At 57.2% G+C, this 17,383-nt stretch carries 17 protein-coding genes; 4 read left to right on the forward strand and 13 right to left on the reverse strand.

What is annotated here, in order from left to right:
• Nucleotides 1-2 precede the first annotated feature (2 nt).
• The 11 genes from fliI to OKX01_RS06180 form a co-directional block, all read right to left on the reverse strand.
• Nucleotides 3-1,445 (reverse strand): flagellar protein export ATPase FliI, encoded by a 1,443-nt coding sequence (fliI, locus tag OKX01_RS06130; protein ID WP_094196129.1) that lies wholly within the window; start codon nt 1,443-1,445, stop codon nt 3-5.
• Nucleotides 1,446-2,186, reverse strand: coding sequence for a flagellar assembly protein FliH (gene fliH, locus OKX01_RS06135; RefSeq protein ID WP_264672611.1), 741 nt, complete (start codon nt 2,184-2,186; stop codon nt 1,446-1,448).
• An 85-nt stretch (nt 2,187-2,271) separates the two neighbouring features.
• Nucleotides 2,272-3,282 carry a flagellar motor switch protein FliG gene (gene fliG, locus OKX01_RS06140; RefSeq protein ID WP_094196131.1) on the reverse strand — a complete coding sequence of 337 codons (1,011 nt, stop codon included), beginning with the start codon at nt 3,280-3,282 and terminating at the stop codon, nt 2,272-2,274.
• The gene (fliF, locus tag OKX01_RS06145; RefSeq protein ID WP_264672612.1) at nt 3,269-4,993 is read right to left on the reverse strand and encodes a flagellar basal-body MS-ring/collar protein FliF; all 1,725 of its coding nucleotides are present in this window, start codon (nt 4,991-4,993) and stop codon (nt 3,269-3,271) included. The genes fliG and fliF overlap by 14 nt, the downstream gene beginning before the upstream one ends.
• Nucleotides 4,994-5,106: 113 nt before the next feature.
• Nucleotides 5,107-5,442, reverse strand: coding sequence for a flagellar hook-basal body complex protein FliE (gene fliE, locus OKX01_RS06150; protein WP_094196133.1), 336 nt, complete (start codon nt 5,440-5,442; stop codon nt 5,107-5,109).
• A gap of 142 nt (nt 5,443-5,584) precedes the next feature.
• Nucleotides 5,585-5,905, reverse strand: a complete 321-nt coding sequence (locus tag OKX01_RS06155; RefSeq protein ID WP_108727150.1) for an EscU/YscU/HrcU family type III secretion system export apparatus switch protein — start codon at nt 5,903-5,905, stop codon at nt 5,585-5,587.
• The gene (locus tag OKX01_RS06160) at nt 5,895-7,184 is read right to left on the reverse strand and encodes a flagellar hook-length control protein FliK (RefSeq protein ID WP_264672613.1); all 1,290 of its coding nucleotides are present in this window, start codon (nt 7,182-7,184) and stop codon (nt 5,895-5,897) included. Before OKX01_RS06160 ends, OKX01_RS06155 begins: the two co-directional genes overlap by 11 nt.
• Nucleotides 7,181-7,516, reverse strand: coding sequence for a flagellar protein FliT (locus tag OKX01_RS06165; protein ID WP_108727152.1), 336 nt, complete (start codon nt 7,514-7,516; stop codon nt 7,181-7,183). The genes OKX01_RS06160 and OKX01_RS06165 overlap by 4 nt, the downstream gene beginning before the upstream one ends.
• 78 nt (nt 7,517-7,594) lie before the next feature.
• The gene (gene fliS, locus OKX01_RS06170; RefSeq protein WP_094196137.1) at nt 7,595-8,026 is read right to left on the reverse strand and encodes a flagellar export chaperone FliS; all 432 of its coding nucleotides are present in this window, start codon (nt 8,024-8,026) and stop codon (nt 7,595-7,597) included.
• Nucleotides 8,027-8,032: 6 nt separating this feature from the next.
• Nucleotides 8,033-9,427 (reverse strand): flagellar filament capping protein FliD, encoded by a 1,395-nt coding sequence (gene fliD, locus OKX01_RS06175; RefSeq protein ID WP_264672614.1) that lies wholly within the window; start codon nt 9,425-9,427, stop codon nt 8,033-8,035.
• Nucleotides 9,428-9,516: 89 nt separating this feature from the next.
• Nucleotides 9,517-9,918 carry a flagellar protein FlaG gene (locus tag OKX01_RS06180; protein WP_230018696.1) on the reverse strand — a complete coding sequence of 134 codons (402 nt, stop codon included), beginning with the start codon at nt 9,916-9,918 and terminating at the stop codon, nt 9,517-9,519.
• Nucleotides 9,919-10,156: 238 nt separating this feature from the next.
• Here OKX01_RS06180 and OKX01_RS06185 point away from each other — a divergent pair, with 238 nt between their 5' ends.
• The 3 genes from OKX01_RS06185 (at nt 10,157) to OKX01_RS06195 (ending at nt 11,509) form a co-directional block, all read left to right on the forward strand.
• Nucleotides 10,157-10,918 (forward strand): RNA polymerase sigma factor FliA, encoded by a 762-nt coding sequence (locus tag OKX01_RS06185; protein WP_108727154.1) that lies wholly within the window; start codon nt 10,157-10,159, stop codon nt 10,916-10,918.
• A gap of 55 nt (nt 10,919-10,973) precedes the next feature.
• Nucleotides 10,974-11,192, forward strand: a complete 219-nt coding sequence (locus OKX01_RS06190; protein WP_264672615.1) for a type II toxin-antitoxin system Phd/YefM family antitoxin — start codon at nt 10,974-10,976, stop codon at nt 11,190-11,192.
• Nucleotides 11,193-11,344: 152 nt separating this feature from the next.
• On the forward strand, nt 11,345-11,509 hold the full coding sequence (locus OKX01_RS06195) for a hypothetical protein (RefSeq protein WP_264672616.1): 165 nt from the start codon (nt 11,345-11,347) through the stop codon (nt 11,507-11,509).
• A 151-nt stretch (nt 11,510-11,660) separates the two neighbouring features.
• Here the strand turns inward: OKX01_RS06195 and OKX01_RS06200 are convergent, their stop codons facing one another.
• A complete protein-coding gene (locus OKX01_RS06200) occupies nt 11,661-12,803 on the reverse strand; it encodes a FliC/FljB family flagellin (RefSeq protein WP_264672617.1) in 1,143 nt (380 codons plus the stop codon).
• A gap of 498 nt (nt 12,804-13,301) precedes the next feature.
• Complete coding sequence (locus OKX01_RS06205) at nt 13,302-15,398, reverse strand: PhoX family protein (RefSeq protein ID WP_264672618.1); 2,097 nt, start codon at nt 15,396-15,398, stop codon at nt 13,302-13,304.
• A gap of 498 nt (nt 15,399-15,896) precedes the next feature.
• Between OKX01_RS06205 and OKX01_RS06210 the strand changes: the two genes are divergently transcribed.
• Nucleotides 15,897-17,378, forward strand: coding sequence for an SrfA family protein (locus OKX01_RS06210; RefSeq protein ID WP_094196143.1), 1,482 nt, complete (start codon nt 15,897-15,899; stop codon nt 17,376-17,378).
• The last annotated feature ends 5 nt before the right edge of the window (nt 17,379-17,383 follow it).

A 17,383-nucleotide genomic window follows, 5' to 3' on the forward strand; every position in this document is an offset into this window, starting at 1 on the left:
GGCTATTGCTCGCTATTTAAAACGGCGTTCAATTCATCAAAGGCGCGTGGCACGTCCACACGTTGTTGCATACCCTGGCACAGATAGGCTTGCAGCCAGGGGAAACGGTCAATGGCCTGATCAATGGCGGGATCATTGCCACGGGTATAGGCGCCAACGGCAATCAGGTCGCGGTTACGCTGATAGCTGGAGAGCAGGCTCTTGAAGCGATGCACCATCTTGATCTGCTCCGGATCCACAATGCTGGGCATGACCCGCGAGATGGAGGCTTCGATATCAATGGCTGGGTAATGGCCGGTTTCCGCCAGACTGCGCGACAGCACAATGTGGCCGTCCAGAATCGCGCGGGCCGAATCGGCAATGGGGTCTTGCTGGTCATCACCCTCGGTCAGCACGGTGTAGAACGCGGTGATCGAGCCGCAACGACCTTGTGCATTGGGCTCGCCATTGCCGGCGCGCTCCACCAGGGCAGGCAGCTTGGCAAACACAGAGGGAGGGTAGCCCTTGGTGGCGGGAGGCTCGCCAATGGCCAGCGCGATTTCACGCTGGGCCATGGCATAACGGGTTAGCGAATCCATGATCAGCAAGACGTTTTTGCCTTCATCGCGGAAAAACTCGGCCAGACGGGTGGCGTATACCGCCCCTTGCAAACGCAGCAAGGGTGAGACGTCAGCAGGTGCTGCGACCACGACCGAGCGCCGCAGACCCTCTTCACCCAGGTTGTGTTCAATAAACTCTTTAACTTCGCGGCCCCGCTCGCCGATCAGGCCCACGACAATGATGTCGGCCTGGGTGTAGCGGGCCATCATGCCCAGGAGCACACTCTTGCCGACGCCGGAGCCGGCAAACAGGCCCATGCGCTGACCACGGCCCACCGTCAGCAAACCATTGATGGCACGCACGCCCACGTCCAGCACGGTGTCGATGGGGCTGCGCTTGAGCGGATTGGGGGTGGTGTGGCTGAGCGAGACGCAGGCTTGTGCGTCGATCGGACCCAGACCGTCCAGCGGATTGCCACTGCCATCGACGACTCGGCCTAACAAGCCGGGCCCAACCGGGACATGGCGGGAGCGCGCCTGAGCAGGCAGGCTGTCGGGCTGATCGGAGTCGGGTAGTGGCACGGGTGGCTGCAATTGCGCCTCAACCGGTACTACGCGGGCGCCGGGAGGCAGGCCGGAGATTTCACTTAAGGGCATCAAATAGAGGGATCTTCCCTCAAAGCCCACGACTTCGGCTTCGGCCCAGATGTTTTGCGCAGCCGACAGCTCCACTTTGCAGGCAGCCCCTACTGCCAGCTTCAAACCGGTGGCTTCCAATACCAGACCCGTGGCGCGGACCACGCGGCCACTGCGCAGGTTCGGCTCAATGGCCTGAACCCGCTGCTGTGCGGACAGCAACTGGGCGCGCCAGCGTTCGGGGGAGGAGGCCAATAGGGGCGTTGCCATTCAAGGCTCCGAGGCCACGGGCAAGCCCAGGCTGGCCAGGGCTCGTTTCCAGCGGGTGGCAAAGGTGGCGTCAATATCGCCATAGCTGGAGCGCACACGGCATTCGCCGCGTTGCAGCTGGGCATCTTCTTGCAAACGCCAGGCGCGGGGCTCGCCTTGCTCGATCAGAAATTCACGCACCAGGCTGATGTCGTCCGGGTGCAAGGTCAGCTCCAGGGCGCTGGTATCGCCCGGATCGCTGCGCAGCACCTCAGCCACCAGATCGCGAATGCGGCTGGGTTCGGTCTTGATGGTGCTTTGCAACACATGCTCGGCAATGCGCGTGGCCAGCTCAATCAGGGACTGGCCCATTTCCTGATCCATCAGTTCGATGGACTGGGCGCAGTTCTTATTCAGGGCAACAAATTCCTTGATGTATTGGTCGATCTGTTCCTGGGCCTTGGCCATGCCAGCCGCCAGTCCCGCTTCATAGCCCTGTGCGTGACCGCTTTCCTGGCCTGCTGCCAGACCAGCGGCATGCCCCTGGTTGAAGCCAGCCTGATAGCCTTGGGCATGACCTTCTTCCTGGGCCTGACTGCGCTGGTTTTCCAGATCGCGTTGCAGTTCTTCCTGCGTAGGCGGGACGAATTCCGATTCTTCCGGTTCCGGGGCGACAACAGGATCATCCAGCCCCTGCATTTGCCAGCGGCTCCAGCTTTCCTGAAGGTCCGAATAGGCCGAGGCTTTACGGTGGCTGGACATTTACAGGCTCCCGCGCAGGTGGTTTGTGCCTGGACACAGGACCGTACGGGTTTGGGCGGGTAAGCACTGCCCAAACGGGGCCGTCTTAGACATACTCGTCCCCACTTAGGCCACCCAGCGTAATCTGGCCAGCTTCGGCCAGACGACGGGCCACCTGCACAATGGCTTTTTGCTCTTGCTCCACCTTGGACATGCGGATCGGGCCTTGGGCGTCGATGTCTTCGCGCAGCATTTCGGCGGCACGGTTGGACATATTGCGGAAGAACTTGTCGCGCAACTCCTCGGGCGCACCTTTCAGGGCAATGGTCAATGCAGAGGTTTCGATTTCCTTGAGCAACAACTGGATGGCAATGTCTTCCACATCGGCCAGGTTCTCGAATACGAACATCTCGTCCACGATGCGCTGGGTCAGATCCGCGTCCATGCTGCGCAAGCTGGTCAGCACGGACTCTTCCAGGTTGGCGTTCATGTAGTTCAGCATCTCCGCTGCTGTGCGCGGGCCACCCATCTTGCTGCGTTTGGCGCCCTGACCCGACAGCATGCCGTTCAGCACTTCGGTCAGCTCGTTCAGGGCAGTGGGCTGTACGCCACCAAACGTGGCAATACGCAGGACCACATCATCGCGCAAACGATCCGGAATGTAGCCCAGAATGTCGGCAGCGCGATCACGCTCCAGATGCACCAGAATCGTGGCAATAATTTGGGGGTGTTCGTCGGCAATCAGCTCGGCCACGCTGGACGCATCCAGCCAGTTCAGGGCATCAATACCACTGCTGCTGCCTTCGCCGTTCTCCAGCAAGTCCTCGATCAGACCTGCGGCTCGGTCCGAGCCCAGAGCCTTGTTCAGTACGGAGCGGATGTAGGCATTGGAGTCCAGTGCCACCGCCATGAACTGGTCGGCTTCCTGGCGAAAGCTCTCCAGAGCATCGTCCATATCGGCACGGGTCAGTTGCTTTAAGGACGCCATGGCGGTACTGAGCTGCTGTACCTCACGAGGCGAGAGGTGGCGAAACACCTCGGCGGCGGCATCTTCCCCCAAGGACATCATCAAAATCGCACTGCGTTCGATGGAATCGTCCGGTTTAGCCGTTTTCATTTTTTTCATCTTTGTTTAACCAGGAGCGCAACACCATAGCCACAGCGCGTGGATCATCGTGAGCCATCGTGCGGGCGGTGTTCAGATTCTCTTCGTAGCGGCTCATCTCAGCGGCACGTTGTTCGGCGGCCTGCTCGCGAGCGGATTCCTCTTTCTGGCGTTCGACGCGCGCGTCAGCGACCGCCTTGGCCTGGATCAGGCCCTGGATGATGGGGTTGATGACGATGCGCCACGCCATGAACAAAATGAATGCAAAGACTAGATATTTGACCAGTTCCATGGCGAGCTCGCGGTACTCCGGATTTTTCCAGAAGGGGGTATCAATATCGCCTTGCTCGTTGAACTGTCCGTTCACCACGCTCAGGCTATCGCCTCGTTCAGCCGAATAACCAACGGCTTGCTTGACCAGATCGCTGATCTTGTCCAGTTCTGCCTGATCCAGCGGCTGCTTGTCCTTGTCCGTATCGCGGTAGTTCACCACCACGGCCACCGACAGGCGGTTTAATTGGCCCAAGGGACCTTTGACGTGGCTGATGGTGCGATCCACTTCGTAGTTCACGGTGGAGTCGTTACGCGCATTGCCGGTGTTTTGCAGCAAGCGGGCTTGCTCGGCCAGGGATACCAGCGACGGGTCTGTACCGGCAGCCGTCGCGTTCGCGGCATTGGCCGTTTGTGTTGCCGCATTGGCCGGGTCGGCCGCAGGAGCCTGGGGCTGATTGGGCGCGGCAGGCGGGTTCACCAGATTGGCGACGGCATTATTGGGGGCCTGATTGCTCAAAGCGCCGGGTACGCCCTGAGGCTGTTGCGGATTGCGCTGCAGGGACGAACTGGTCTGCTGGCTACGCACTGCGGCCTGGCCGGGCAGCTGGTTGGGCTTGTAGACCTCGGAGGTGTGTTCGCGGCGCGAGAAGTCCACTTCGGCGGTAACTTGCGCACGGACGTTGCCGGCACCGACCAGGGGGGTCAGCAAGGTCAGAATACGTTGGACGGCGCGGTATTCAATATCGTTTACAAAATTGCGTTGCTGATTATCAGCGCCCATCTCACCGGTGGGCGCTGTCAGCAAGCGGCCATTCTGGTCAATGATGGAAACCTTGTCGGCCTGCAGATTGGGTACGCTGGAAGAGATCAGCCAACTGATGGCGGAAACCTGGCCCTCGCTCAGGTCACGGCCTGGGTACAGCGACAGCACGACAGAGGCGGTGGGAGACTGACGATCGCGCACAAACAAGGTTTCACGTGGCATGGCCAGGTGAACACGCGCTTCCTTGACGGCATGCACGGCCTTGATGGAGTTAGCCAGTTCGCCTTCCAGGGCCCGCTGATACGTCACTTGTTCGGTGAACTGGCTGGCGCCAAAACGGCTTTGATCGAGCAGCTCGAAACCGGCATTGCCGCTGCGTGGCAGACCTTGTGAGGCCATTTGCATACGCACATCGTGCACACGATCCTGTGGCACCAAAATGGCGGTGCCGTTGCTGTTGAATTGGTAAGGCACGTTCATCTGGCCCAGGGCCGAGACAATCGCACCGCCATCGCGGTCGTCCAGGTTGGAGAACAGAACCTGGTAAGCAGGCCCACGGCTCCACAGCAAGAGGGCGACAATCAGAGCAATCAGTGCGGCACCCAGCCCGATCAGCACCACTTTGGGTAGGGTGCGTAGTGTGTCGTAGCCAGGGAGTTTGTTCAGCAACTGTGCGGTCTGACTCATGGATGACCTTGGTGAGGCAGAGGCAGGGTTCTGCATGGAATCAGGGGAGTTCAAATCAGGGCGTGCTCAGGCAGCATTAAGGAAAGGGCGGCGGGTACGAAAGAATCAGGCACTTATACCGGCATACTGGCAATTTCTTGGTAGGCAGCCACTAAGCGGTTGCGTAACTGAACGGTGGCCTGAAAACCGACGCTGGCTTTTTGCAGGTCTATCATCACGTCATTCAAAGAAACTCCGGGCTCGCCCATTTCAAAGGCCTGGGCCTGGGCGCTGGCTTCATTTTGTGCCTGGGACACCCGGTTCAAAGAGCGTGCCAGCTCGGCGGCAAAGCCACCGGGGGCGGCGCTGCTGGCCGAGGAGGACACAGAACTGGAAGCCCCGGCCGCTTGCGCGACTGCGCGCATCTGGGCCAAAAGGTTTTCAATGCTGGAAAGATTGGAAATCGACATATTCGCTTGCCAGAAAGTCAGGATAGGCCACGCGCACAGGTGTGGGCAGCTTGCCGTGCTTAATGTAACGGGTAGAAGGCCAGGCTAAGCAGGGTATCTAAGCCCAAAAACAGGGGCTTTTCAGCCCTTATAAACAAGGGCATCAAGGTTTGGATGCGTCGTGCAAGGCCTGCAAGGCTTGTGTAGCCTGGGGATGGCCCTGTTCCAGGGCGTAGAGCCAGGCCAGCAATTCGGCCACGGCTTGATAGAGCTGAGGGGGAATGTGGCGGTCCAGATCCACCTGCATCAGCAGACCGACCAGCTCGGGGGACTCGTGTACATACAGATTGTGCTCGCGCGCGGTTTCGATGATTTTCTCGGCCAGCGTGCCATAGCCTTTTGCCACCACCCGTGGTGCGCCGTCCTGAGGATCGTAGCGCAAGGCCAGCGCCTGTGGGCGAGGGGTCGGGACATCATGGCTCATCGGGTACGTCCTGCGGCAGGTTCGGGTCGGCTTCAATTTGCAGTTGACTCAGGAACAGGCCCTGGTCTTGCAAGCGCTCGCGCAAGGGCAGGCTGTTTTCGTCCAGATAATCTGCACACTGATCGGCCTGGATATGAACCAGCAATTGCTGATTCAGGAGATTGAGCCGCAAGGTGATTGCCCCCAGGGTGGGCAGATTCAGTTGCAAGGTGCTGGACCAGTGCTCAGTTTCTTCCTCTGATTGGGCTTGGTGTCGTTGCACGGCCCAGTTCATGTCGGCATCCGGCCAGGCTTGACCCTGCCATTGCAGATTCTGGTGGGCCAGCGTGTCCAGTTGCTGCCGCACCAGTAGGCTATTGGCTGGGTCCTGAGTATTCGTCTGGGCTTGAGTCGTGTGGTTTGTGCCCGTGTTGGCTTCAGCCACGGGACGATTCAGGTTTTGTGGCTCTTGCTGCAGTTGTCCTACGTTGCGTTGTCCAAAGTGCAGATCACTTAGGTGGGACTCGTAAAACAGCCCGCTTTGTTGCAGGGCTTGCGGCAAGGCTTGGGTGAAATGCTGGGCCAGTGCGGCGGTGCTGCCGGTGGGCAGTGCGCTATGCGCTGCGGCGCCTGTGGCCGGTGTTCCGGCGCCGGGCATGCCTGTGGGTGACGCTGTTCCAGTGGCATTGGTGCCTGCTGTGCTTGCGCTGGCAGAGCTTGCGTTGGCGCCACCTGTTGCGGCGCTGCCGGGCAAGGGCAGTCTTTGTTGGGCCAGGGTCGCGATGGTACTGGCGGTGTTCTGGGTGGAGCCTGCACGTGCTCCTGCCTGGGAGTCAGCGCCGGGGCGCGCGGATTCATTCCCGTCTGTTTGCACGCCGGGGCGGCCGGGTAATAAGGCGTGTCGTCCCTGGATGGCTGGGGCACGGTCCGGGAAGCGCTCCAGCAAGGACAGAATCAATTGGGCCGTGCGCCCCAAAGTTGTGGGGGCCGAGCTGGTGGTGGCCGTGTTAGGGCCACGCGCATTGACGCTGGGATCTGTCGAGGTTTGACCCTGTTGAGTACGCAGATTCCGGCTGTCGCGGCCCTGTGTGTGGGCGCGGGCTTGATCGACACTTTGGCGTTGATCGCGAGCGGTTTGGTTCTCAACGCGCTCGGGGCGTTGGCTGCCCGGTGTTTGGCTGATCGCATCTGGGCGGGCGCCCGTGGCAATATTGCTTTGCTGTCCGGTGCTGATACCCAAAACGGCATCGAGCCGTTGAATAAGCAGCGTCCCCAAAGGGGAGGGGCCGCCTACGCTCATGGAAGGACGCTAGGCGTGTAATACGCTTGCAAAACGGTCTGCTGGCGCTTCATATTGCCCAGCAACGCACCCAGGCGGCCCAGTTCAGGGGTGGCCAGATGGCGGATCTGGGCATCGTCTTCCAGAATCTGGGTCAGCAACTGACGGCGTGCCTGTTTCTCAGTGATAGACAGGTCTTCCATGTTCTTGAGCTTTTCTACGGCGAGCTGATAGTGTTCGGACTGCTCAAACACATCCTCCCAGCGTGCCATTTGGGCAAGCTCCAGCATGTGACGGGTGATGCTGGCGATAATTTGATATTGATCGACGATCGGGTTAGAGGTCTCGCTCATGTTCGTACCAGGCGCTAAAGGCGCAAAGGAGGTTGGAGGTGCAGGTCAGAAATAGAGTCTGTCCTGTGAACCTCGGGGTCAAGCTGGTTGCTTGGCACGTTGGGTATCAACATTGCTGCGCCAGGCATCGGCAATATCGGTCAGTAAACGCTCGGCCAGCGCCAGCTTTTCCGCGTCATTGCGAAGATTGGCCAGCATCAGGTTATGCAAGATCAGATCGTAGGTGGCAACTAGATTGCGCGCCAGTTCTCCGCCCTTTTCAGTATCGACCGCCATTTTCAGGCCGCTATCGACAATATCAATAGCCTTCGATAAAGACTGCCCCCGCCCGGCAATATTGCCCTGTTCCATATGCAGGCGTGCTTGCAGCATGGCGGTGCGCGCACCGTTAAAGAGCAGGGTAATCAGATGCTCGGGGCTTGCGCTCAGGACCTCGGTTTCCAGACCTACTTGAGCGTAGGCGCGGACCGATTGTTGGCCAAAGCGACGGGAAGGGGCAGGATAGCTCATAGAGGTTTATTTGTTGCTGTTCATATTGCCCAGCATGGATAACTGCTGGGTGAGGTAATCGCTGGTGCCTTTCATTTGGTTGACCATTCTGTCTAGCTGAATAAATTGCTTACGATAAGCTTCAATCTTGTTGTCTATGCGTTCAGCAGTGGCAAGAGCTTGTTTTTCAAGGGTCTTTCCAATTTTGTCAGCGCCGTCGGTTGCGTTGTCGATGAAACCGCCCTTTTTGACGTATTCATCCGCCGCTTGATTAATGCGGTTTCCAATAGCATCCTCGCCAGCAAACAGGCGCTGGACATCCGCCATATTATCTTTCAGTGCGGTTGCCAGTTTTTTGTCATCAACGACCAAGTCTCCTGTCTTTGGGTCAGCAGTAATGCCCATCGATGATAGGGAGCGTAAGTTTCCTTCAGTCGTTGGAATGTTCAATGTGGAACGTAAGCTGGACTGAATCCGACGGGGCATGGAGTCGCCCGTTAAGGCAGAGCCCTTTTTGTTTTCGACGTCGTAGGAGGTCAGTGAGCTAATCGTGCTGTTTAAGGCGTTATAGGCTTCAATAAAATTGGTAACGGCCTTGGTCGGGATGCTGTCGTCTCGTGTCACATCCAGGCTGATTGCTTCTGAACTGGCTTTGTTGAGAGTGATCTCCAGCCCTTCTACAGTGTTTTTAAGGGTATTGCTTTGACTGATGATGTCAATGCCATTAATAGTTGCTTTGGCGTTGACGGCTTCGTTCAGTTGTTTCATGCCTTGAGCTGGGCTGCTTTCAGTGGCTGCTGTAAAAGAAAGCAGACCGTCCAGATTGGCATTTCCGTCTACAGAAATAGATTTGATGGAAGCCTGCTCTCCGGTGTCGGAGGCGGTTAAAACTAATTGATAGGGGTGATTGGGATCACCGTTATTAATGATAGTCGCGGTAACACCTAGTTTAGGGTCAGCATTGATCGCTTGCATGACTCCCTGCAAAGAGGTGTCCTTGCCCGTCAAATCCAGGGTATGTGCTGTTCCATTCTGCAGGGTAATGGTTACTTTTCCATCAACACCGAGTGGAGTAGACCGGTCACTTACTTGGCCGGTGCTTAGCGAGTGTTTGCTGGCAAGCTGTTCGACCACAATACTGTACTGGCCAGGGGTGGCCTTGTTGTTTCCTGTGACGGAGATACCGTCGCCAGCAGCATTGACTTTGACTGCCCCGTATAGACTTGGGTCATTGAGTGTTTTTCCTGCGCTTTGCAGGGCAGTAATAGACGCTTTGAGTTTCCCATAAGCGGAGATCCGACTCACGTTTTCGACTTGGCGATTCTGAATAGCGGTCAGGGAGACATTCTCTGCTTTTCGCAGGTCTTCCAGTAACTCATCCAATTTCAGGCCTGAGCCAATACCGATTGAAGAAATAGCCATATCAAATACTCCTGTAGTGTCCTATTTTGTCGCGGATGTGCCGCGCGCAAAGCCCATGTCAATGGGAAGTTTCGATGCCAGTTTGGTTTTTAAACCTTCACGCTGACCGCGTTGCCCTGCAGTTGAACGATCATTTTGGCAATCTGGATCACGGCGTCGGACGGTACGGTGCGCAGGACCTCGCCGGTCGTGTTGTCCACGATCGAGACCACCAGACGTTGCGCCTCGTCATCCATATTGAAGCGAATCCCGGTGGACCAGGCCTGCAGGGAATCGTTGATCTGGTCCAGCGTGTCGTCCAGTGAGTTGACCATGCCAGGCACGGGTTCCTGTTTATCGGGCCAGCGCTGCTGCAACTGGGTATCGGTACTGCTTTCCTTGATGGGGGTCACCGTGGTGGCCGCCGAAGGCATAGGGGTGCCAGGGTTTTGCTCTACAGGAGAAACCGGGGGCACCAAGGCCGTCGTTTGAGATGAAACAGAGTTAATCATGACATCACTCCAGAAGGGGCTTGGTGGCAGGCCGCGAAAGTAAGGCAGGGCTTGGCACCTTTAACGCTCCAATTACGGCACCTTGGCGCGTATCTTTAGGCGGTATTTCGGTTTTCAAGCGCATCCATCCCGTTTAAAGCCTGAATAAGATGGCGAAAGACAGTTTGATTTGGGGACTGTGTGGCAGGGGCGACAGGCAAAATAGTCCCATCTTTATTGTCCGGATTCGTGCCCGTCCATGCCTCGTTCAGAAGACGTCCTGGTTGAGCAGTACGCCCCACTGGTGCGCCGCCAGGCGCTTCAGCTTGTGTCGCGCCTGCCCCCCAGTGTGGAGCTGGATGATCTGATGCAAGCGGGCATGATGGGCCTGCTCGATGCCGTACGCCGCTACCAGGTGGTGGCCGAGGCTCAGTTTGAAACCTACGCCGTGACCCGTATCCGTGGGGCCATGCTGGACGAATTACGCAGTCAGGACTGGTTGCCACGCAGTGTGCGCACCAAAGCTCGTCAGATTGAAGTGGCCGTCAGCACCTTGCGTCAGGAGCTGTTGCGCGAGCCCACCGAGTCGGAAATTGCCCAAGCCCTGTCCATGAGCATGGACGATTATTACGAGCTGCTGGACGAGGCAGTGGGGGTTCAGGTGATTCACTACGAAGACCTGAAACGCCATGCTGACCCATCAGCCGATGCGCTGGAGTTTCTGGAGGACAATTCGCGGGAGCAGGCATACTTTGACAACCCGCTGAACCTGTTGACCTCCCAGGGGCTGCGACAAGCCTTGATTACCGCCATCGATCAACTGCCCGAGCGTGAAAAACTGCTTTTTGCGCTGCAATTCGAGCAAGACTTGAACCAGAAAGAAATCGCGCTGGTGCTGGGGGTGACCGAAGGTCGGGTGTCTCAACTTCGTAGCCAGGCCGTGGCCCGTATCCGTGCCAGTCTGGCAAAAGACAAGTGGGACGCTATTTCTGACAGTGCTGAGTTTCAGGTACTTTTGTAAGCCTGCGCCTACCGGCTGCTAATCTTCCACTTTCTTGACTGATTATTCTATTAGCATGTCCGAGTTCAAGAAGAACCCGGCACAGGTATTGCGTACGGCTGGAGAAAAACCTGTTGCCGTATTGAGCCATAACCGACCCGCCTTTTATATGGTGACGCCTCGCTTGTGTGAGTCGTTGGTCGAGGAAATGGCTAACGGGGATCTGGATGGGTTGGAGCGTCAACGGCTGGCGGTCAAAGATACGGCGGTCGAGGTTGGTCTTGAGCAGCTCTGAGAGACAGCCCATAAAATACAAATTAAAGTTCGTGCCGAAGCCTTGCAGGAGTGGGAGCGGCTGGATGGCAGCGTTAAAACCACCTTCAAAAGTCTGCTTCGCAAAAGACTGGATGCACTGCATGTGCCGGGTCCGCCTTGTGAGGTGATTTGTTGAACTGCTACAAAATCAAGCTGCCTCAAGCAGGGCTATCGTCTGGTCTGGTTTATACCGTTGAGGATGATGTTCTGGTAGTTCTGGTCTTGGCGGTAAACAAGCGGGAGGGCATGGCAGTGTACCGCGCTGCTATTCAGCGATTAAGTGAGGATTTGGATTGAGTGTCGAGCTGACAGTTATTGCAGTCTGCCTTTTCGGTGATGTCCTGCTGTGTTGATTCAGATGGAAAAAAGCCAGCCTGTTATTGGGCTGGCTTTTTGTTGTGCATTCACTTTGCTTGTTAATTCAAAGTGAATGGTTCGGCAGCGTCAATTAACGCAGCAGCGACAGAACGCTTTGCGGTACTTGGTTGGCTTGGGCCAGAACCGAAGTGCCAGCCTGTTGCAGGATCTGAGCGCGAGTCATGTTGGAAACTTCGACTGCGTAGTCGGCGTCTTCAATACGCGAACGAGCTGCGGATAGGTTGGTAACGGTGTTGTTCAGGTTGGCGATCGTGGACTGGAAGCGGTTCTGAATCGCACCGAGGTGGCTACGCAGATCGTCCACGCTTTGTAGTGCATTGTCGATAGCCTCGAGCGGATTGATTGTGCTGGCCAGACCTGCTTTGACATCCACATTGTAGGCGTCGGCAGCTGCCTGGGCTGTGGAAGCGTCTACGAAGTCGAATGTGAAGGTGCCGAATGCTGCGTCTGTCTCGTCTCCTTCCATGGCCGTGGCATCTACCTTGTACATTACCCCGTTCTCGTCCTTCAGAGCGTAATTAGCGTACAGGCCTGTACTTGTATTCAACTGTCCATAGCCATGCAGCGTGAACTTATCTGTGTCAAGACCTGCTGGAGCGTTGCTTAGAGCCAGTGTGATTTCTGCTGAATGAGTTTGATCATTACTATCGGTGAAGCTAAGATTCTTCAACGCGCCAGACGTTGCACCGATATTGAAACCATCAAGTTTCAGTGTGGTCTGATTTATGGTCTTCAGATCGATTTTGATGGTTTGGCCGTCCTTTGCGCCGACTTGAATCGTCAACGCACTGGCATCGTCACCCAATACCTTAACGCCGTTAAAGTCAGTTTCACGGGATACGCGATTAATCTCAGCGAGACGCTCGTTGATTTCGTTTTGAATGGACTGGCGGTCCTCAGCGGAGTTCGAACTGTTTGCAGCCTGAACCGATAACTCACGAACACGCTGCAGGTTGTTATTGATTTCGTTTAGCGCGCCTTCTGTCGTCTGAGCGATGGAGACACCATCGTTGGCGTTACGAGCAGCCTGCGAGAGCCCTTTGATGTTGGCCGTGAAGCGGTTGGCAATAGCCTGGCCGGCGGCGTCGTCTTTGGCGCTGTTGATGCGCAGGCCGGAGGACAGACGCTCGATGGCTTGACCCAGTGCGCCTTGCGATTTGCTCAGATTGCCTTGGGCAACGAGGGAAAGCGAGTTCGTATTGATAACAGACATGGTAACTCCCAATGTTGAGTAGAGCGGCGAAACGGTTTCGCCCTTTGCCCAGGAAAGCGTTGGCGTTCTGCTAGGCCCCAGGGGGCTGATCGCGCATTCGACACACTGCGTTCTTCCTGTACAGCACCATTAACGGAAGGGGTCAAAAACTCTTTAGGGGGTGGTTGAGAAAATTTTCTGCACTTTACCTTGACGCCTTGATAGCGGCGGCTTCAAGCATTGCCACCCGGTGTGCCGATGGGCTGTTTGCTTTCATGTTCTGGTCCTGGGGCCTGACTTTTCCCTGTCCGGTGCTTGGTGATGGGGCAGAGATCTCTGGGCGGTAGCAGGCAATCAAGAGGTCTTGTTTGAATTGCGCTATCTATATAAGTAAAGAAGCAAACGTAAAGAAGCAAACGCAAAAAAAGCAAACGGGGCCATCTATTGACGACCCCGCCTGGCAAAAATTGAGCAAAAAACGGAATCAGGTGGATTCAAGCCGCGAACCCACCTTTGTGTTTACACAGCAATAGGCTTGCCATCCGCACGTTGAATTACCACGGTCGAAGAACGTGGACGCACCGTATCCATGCTGGCCACTGTTGCGTCATGGGTGTCATAGGCAGGCCAGTTCACCGGGTGCTGAATGTTCAGGAACAGGCTGGTGTGGTCGGGTGTCATGGAAAAGCCCGTGATTTCGGCTTCGTTTGGCCCCACGAAGAAGCGACGCAGATCGGACTGATTGTTGGCATTGATGGCCGGGCCAGTGCCCGAGCTGTCTGCTAGCGCGCCAGGGATAACGGCCAGCATCTGGTCGTTGGTGGCGCGGGCGACATTGTTCTTGCGACCGCCGTCAATACCGTTGTCGGTCTGAATCCACAGAATGCCACGGCTGTCGAAGCCCAGGCCGTCGGGGCTGGCCAACTGGTTCAGGTCGGTCAGGCCGGAGCGGTTGGTATCTGCGTCTGCACCGGAATCCGAGCCAAACACGAAGATGTCCCACTTGAACTTGTTTGAACCGGGTTCGTCGTGCCAGCGAATCACGTGACCATTGACGTTGTTCAGTCGCGGGTTGGCGGCGTTGGTGCCGGTCGACGCGTTGCGGCTGGTGTTATTGGTCAGCGTCAGGTAGATGTCGCCGTTGCTGGGGTGGGTGGCCGTCCACTCGGGGCGATCCATTGGGGTGGCACCCACAAAGTCGGCTGCGCCACGGGTATTGATCAGGATTTCGTCCAAGGTCCGGAATTTATCAGCCAAGGTGCCGCCATCTTTGCCTGGGGTCGTGCCCGTCAGTGCCAGCCACTCGCCCGAGCCGTCTTCGTTGAAACGGGCTACATACAAGGTGCCTTTGTCCAGATATTTAGCGCCTACGGCCAGACGATCGGTGCGCTGGGCATCTTTCGGGTCCCAGTTGGCGTCGGACACGAAGCGGTAGACATATTCAAAGCGCGAGTCGTCGCCGCTGTAGAAAGCCAGAGGCTTGCCGGCTTCGGGTTTGCTGTAAGCACAGCCTTCGTGCGCGAAGCGGCCCATGGAGGTGCGCTTGGTGGCAATGCTGCTGGGGTCGTAGGGGTCGATCTCGACCAGGTAACCAAAGCCATTGACCTCATTGCGCCAGTCATCCGTGGCGCTGGCGCCGGTTTCGGTGACGTTAAAGCGGGCGAATTCACCCAGCACTTCCGAAGGGTCCTGGGCAGCCGTTTCCCATTTGTAGCGGCCAGTGGGGCCTGCTGATACGCCGACGCGCAGCTGGTGTGCGGGGCGATTGCCGGTGTTGACAAAGCAGGCCGCCCAGTTCTCTTCGGCGGTGATGTACGTGCCCCACGGTGTGGTGCCGTTACCGCAGTTATTGTTGGTGCCGCGCACCTGCGTGCCGTTGGGCGAGAAGGGGGTCTTGACCCAGTCCGTACCGCCCACGGGGCCCGCCAGTTTCATGGCAGTGGCAGAGGTAAAGCGACGGTTGTATCGCGAGTTCTGAACGATGTCCCAACGGCCATTGCTACGGCGAATATGGATGATGGCCACACCGTGGGCGTTGATTTCCTTGCGCACTTCCTCGGCCGGGCGCTTGCCATTGACCAATGTCGGACCATTGGGGTGCAGGGCTGTTGAGTCAATGTATTCGTGGTTGACGGCCAGCAAACCCTCGGTAGAGCTGCCCTCCAGCGGAAAAAAGTGCATGCCGTCATGGTGCATGCCCATGGAGTTGAGCAAGTCGTTGGAGCTGTTATTGCCGTTCTTGTCCCAGGGTAGGGCGTTGTCATTGATGGGCGTGCCCCAGGGAGCCAATACGTGGGCGATGTAGCCGGGGGGGACCACACAGCCGTCGGTCATGGAGGTGGGCAGGGATTCAAAACCCAGTTTGACGCTTGCTGGTGGTTCCGGATCAGGGCCGGGACCGGGGTTCGGCTTCTCGCCGCCGCTGTTATCAGTGGAATTGCCACCTGTGCTATTGCTGTCACAGCCTGCCAGGCCAAAGCTGGTCATGGTGGCCAGGGCAGCCGCCAAACCACCGCGCATCACGGCACGGCGCGACAGGCTTTTTTCCAGAATTTCACTGAAAGGGGTGTTCTGACTGACGTTACGTACTGTCTTGTCTGAGATATGTTTGCTCATAGTGATCAATAGCGCCAAGGCTGAGTTGTAGGGGTAGCGCTCATGCTAGTGGCTCAAGGTGAAAGGACTATGACAACAAGCTGAATGACCGGGGTGGTGGTTTTTTGGCGGCTTGGCCGTATCTGGTGAAGCTCGTTGGCAAGCGGGCAGGGTCAGGCGCCATTTTCACGATGCAGGTTTGGACGCCAGATGAGGTCGGAATTGGACTTTTGTTTTAATTAAAAAAATCAGTGTCTTGGCTATTTGGCGAATAACCATTTTGTTTTATGTACAGAGTCGTACATTTTTTATATTTTTGCCGTAACCCTGTTTGCTTATTTCCCTATCTATTTAGAACACAAGGACTAAAGCGACCTTGAGTTCTTTTTGGTGTTCAGCAATCTTTAAGGTTCAAAGCTCGTTTTTTCCCTTGTGTAAGCCCTATGAATGGGCATTTCCCACAGGCTTTGATACTTCCTATTTGTTGTACTATGTTTCTTTTTTTCTTTTGGGAACTCAATGAAGCAAGGGGTTTTACTGCGCAGTGGCCGTGCCGATGCTTTCATGGCTTTAGGTGAGGGCGGTCGACCGGTATTTCGCTCCGCTTTACAGTTGCGAGAAGCCTTGCGCCGTCGGGCAGGCAACTTTGCTGACCATCTGGCGATTCCGCAAAGCAATGAAACGGGTTCCACGCTGGATTGGTACAGCCCGGTCTCCGGCCAGGTTGTGCCCTGGACTGCAGCCACCGAGCAAGAACGCGAAGAAGGCTTGAAGCAATTAAGTGCTTTTCAGGCCCGGCTGAACGAGATGGCCCCAACGATGGATGCCCAAGAGCAAGAGGCTTTGGGCGACAAGGCTCTGTTTTCCAGCTTGCTGCGCCGCGTGCTTTATTTCCCGGACGACAACTTTGTTTATCTGGTCAACGGCAAGCCCGTTTTGACCTTCTGGGGGTTTCTGCACCATGGTGCGGATCAGAACCAGGACCCCTTATTGCCGTTGAGGCCAGCGCCTAAACCCGCAGCCGTGGTGGCCCCGCCGGTAGTGCCGCCTGTCGAGCCCGTGGTCGCCCCTGTTGTGGCCCCGGTGGCCGCCAGTTGGTGGTCCCGTTGGTGGTGGCGTTTGCTGGCTCTGCTCTTGTTGCTGGCCTTGCTCTTGTTTGGTTTGCGCTGGTGCACCACGCCGGTCGTGCCCGATACACCGTTGGGTTCTTTCACCTCCAGCGTAGGCAGCTATTTACCCGAGAAAGTCCGTAATTGGTTGGGCTGGTCCTTGCCCAAACTGGATGCGGGCGCCTTGCTACCGAATGGTCGTGTGGATGCGACAGGCCTTGTCCCCACGGGCACCGTTCCAGTGCTTCCAGGCGCTACGGGTGCTGGCACCGCTCCCGGTGTTGAAGCACCAGGGGCAGCCGCTCCGGGGGCGGAAGCTCCTGCCGCAGCGGGTGCTCCGGATGCGGGGCAGGCTCCTGATGCCACGCCGCCTACACCGCCAGCCGAACCCGGCGCAGACGCCAATCCTCAGCCGCCTGAATTGCCTCAAGACCCGGCAAACCCGCCTGCTGATCCTGCCGCGCCCCCAGCACTGGATGCCAACCCGACTGCTCCGACAACGCCTGCTACCCCGCCTGGTTCCTTGGTGGTGCCGCCCGATGCCTTGCAGTCCGGCAAGATGGATTTCCTGAATGGCCAGTGGGCTGCCCGCATGGGTGTGCAAGACAGTCAGACCGGCAAACCCGTGCAACTGCAATATCAGTTGAAAGACGGTGCCGGCAATGTGCAGATCAAGCGGGGTGACGGCGTTCAGTGTGAAGCCCCCGTGTCTGCTTCGTCTGAGCAGGGCCGCCTGATTTTGAATGCCAATTCCGCCGCGAAGTGCACGGACAATGCCGCTTACGATATGCCCAAGATTGTGTGCGATCCCGGTGCGGCGGGCGCTGCCGCCCAATGCGCGGGCATGTACGGCTCCAATGCCTTTCCTTTGATCTTGCAGCAATCCGAATGATGAGT

The organism is Alcaligenes sp. SMD-FA, assembly GCF_025960365.1.
In the GTDB taxonomy this organism is placed as follows: Bacteria; Pseudomonadota; Gammaproteobacteria; order Burkholderiales; family Burkholderiaceae_B; genus Alcaligenes; species Alcaligenes aquatilis.

Bases quoted from the DNA above. Each gene is read 5' to 3' on its own strand.
- fliF (WP_264672612.1), bottom strand. From the start codon at position 4,993: ATGAGTCAGACCGCACAGTTGCTGAACAAACTCCCTGGCTACGACACA.
- fliI (WP_094196129.1), bottom strand. From the start codon at position 1,445: ATGGCAACGCCCCTATTGGCCTCCTCCCCCGAACGCTGGCGCGCCCAG.
- OKX01_RS06190 (WP_264672615.1), top strand. From the start codon at position 10,974: ATGTCCGAGTTCAAGAAGAACCCGGCACAGGTATTGCGTACGGCTGGA.
- OKX01_RS06155 (WP_108727150.1), bottom strand. From the start codon at position 5,905: ATGAGCCATGATGTCCCGACCCCTCGCCCACAGGCGCTGGCCTTGCGC.
- OKX01_RS06165 (WP_108727152.1), bottom strand. From the start codon at position 7,516: ATGAGCGAGACCTCTAACCCGATCGTCGATCAATATCAAATTATCGCC.
- OKX01_RS06185 (WP_108727154.1), top strand. From the start codon at position 10,157: ATGCCTCGTTCAGAAGACGTCCTGGTTGAGCAGTACGCCCCACTGGTG.
- OKX01_RS06200 (WP_264672617.1), bottom strand. From the start codon at position 12,803: ATGTCTGTTATCAATACGAACTCGCTTTCCCTCGTTGCCCAAGGCAAT.
- OKX01_RS06205 (WP_264672618.1), bottom strand. From the start codon at position 15,398: ATGAGCAAACATATCTCAGACAAGACAGTACGTAACGTCAGTCAGAAC.
- OKX01_RS06180 (WP_230018696.1), bottom strand. From the start codon at position 9,918: ATGATTAACTCTGTTTCATCTCAAACGACGGCCTTGGTGCCCCCGGTT.
- fliS (WP_094196137.1), bottom strand. From the start codon at position 8,026: ATGAGCTATCCTGCCCCTTCCCGTCGCTTTGGCCAACAATCGGTCCGC.
- fliH (WP_264672611.1), bottom strand. From the start codon at position 2,186: ATGTCCAGCCACCGTAAAGCCTCGGCCTATTCGGACCTTCAGGAAAGC.
- OKX01_RS06160 (WP_264672613.1), bottom strand. From the start codon at position 7,184: ATGAGCGTAGGCGGCCCCTCCCCTTTGGGGACGCTGCTTATTCAACGG.
- fliE (WP_094196133.1), bottom strand. From the start codon at position 5,442: ATGTCGATTTCCAATCTTTCCAGCATTGAAAACCTTTTGGCCCAGATG.
- fliG (WP_094196131.1), bottom strand. From the start codon at position 3,282: ATGAAAACGGCTAAACCGGACGATTCCATCGAACGCAGTGCGATTTTG.
- OKX01_RS06210 (WP_094196143.1), top strand. From the start codon at position 15,897: ATGAAGCAAGGGGTTTTACTGCGCAGTGGCCGTGCCGATGCTTTCATG.
- fliD (WP_264672614.1), bottom strand. From the start codon at position 9,427: ATGGCTATTTCTTCAATCGGTATTGGCTCAGGCCTGAAATTGGATGAG.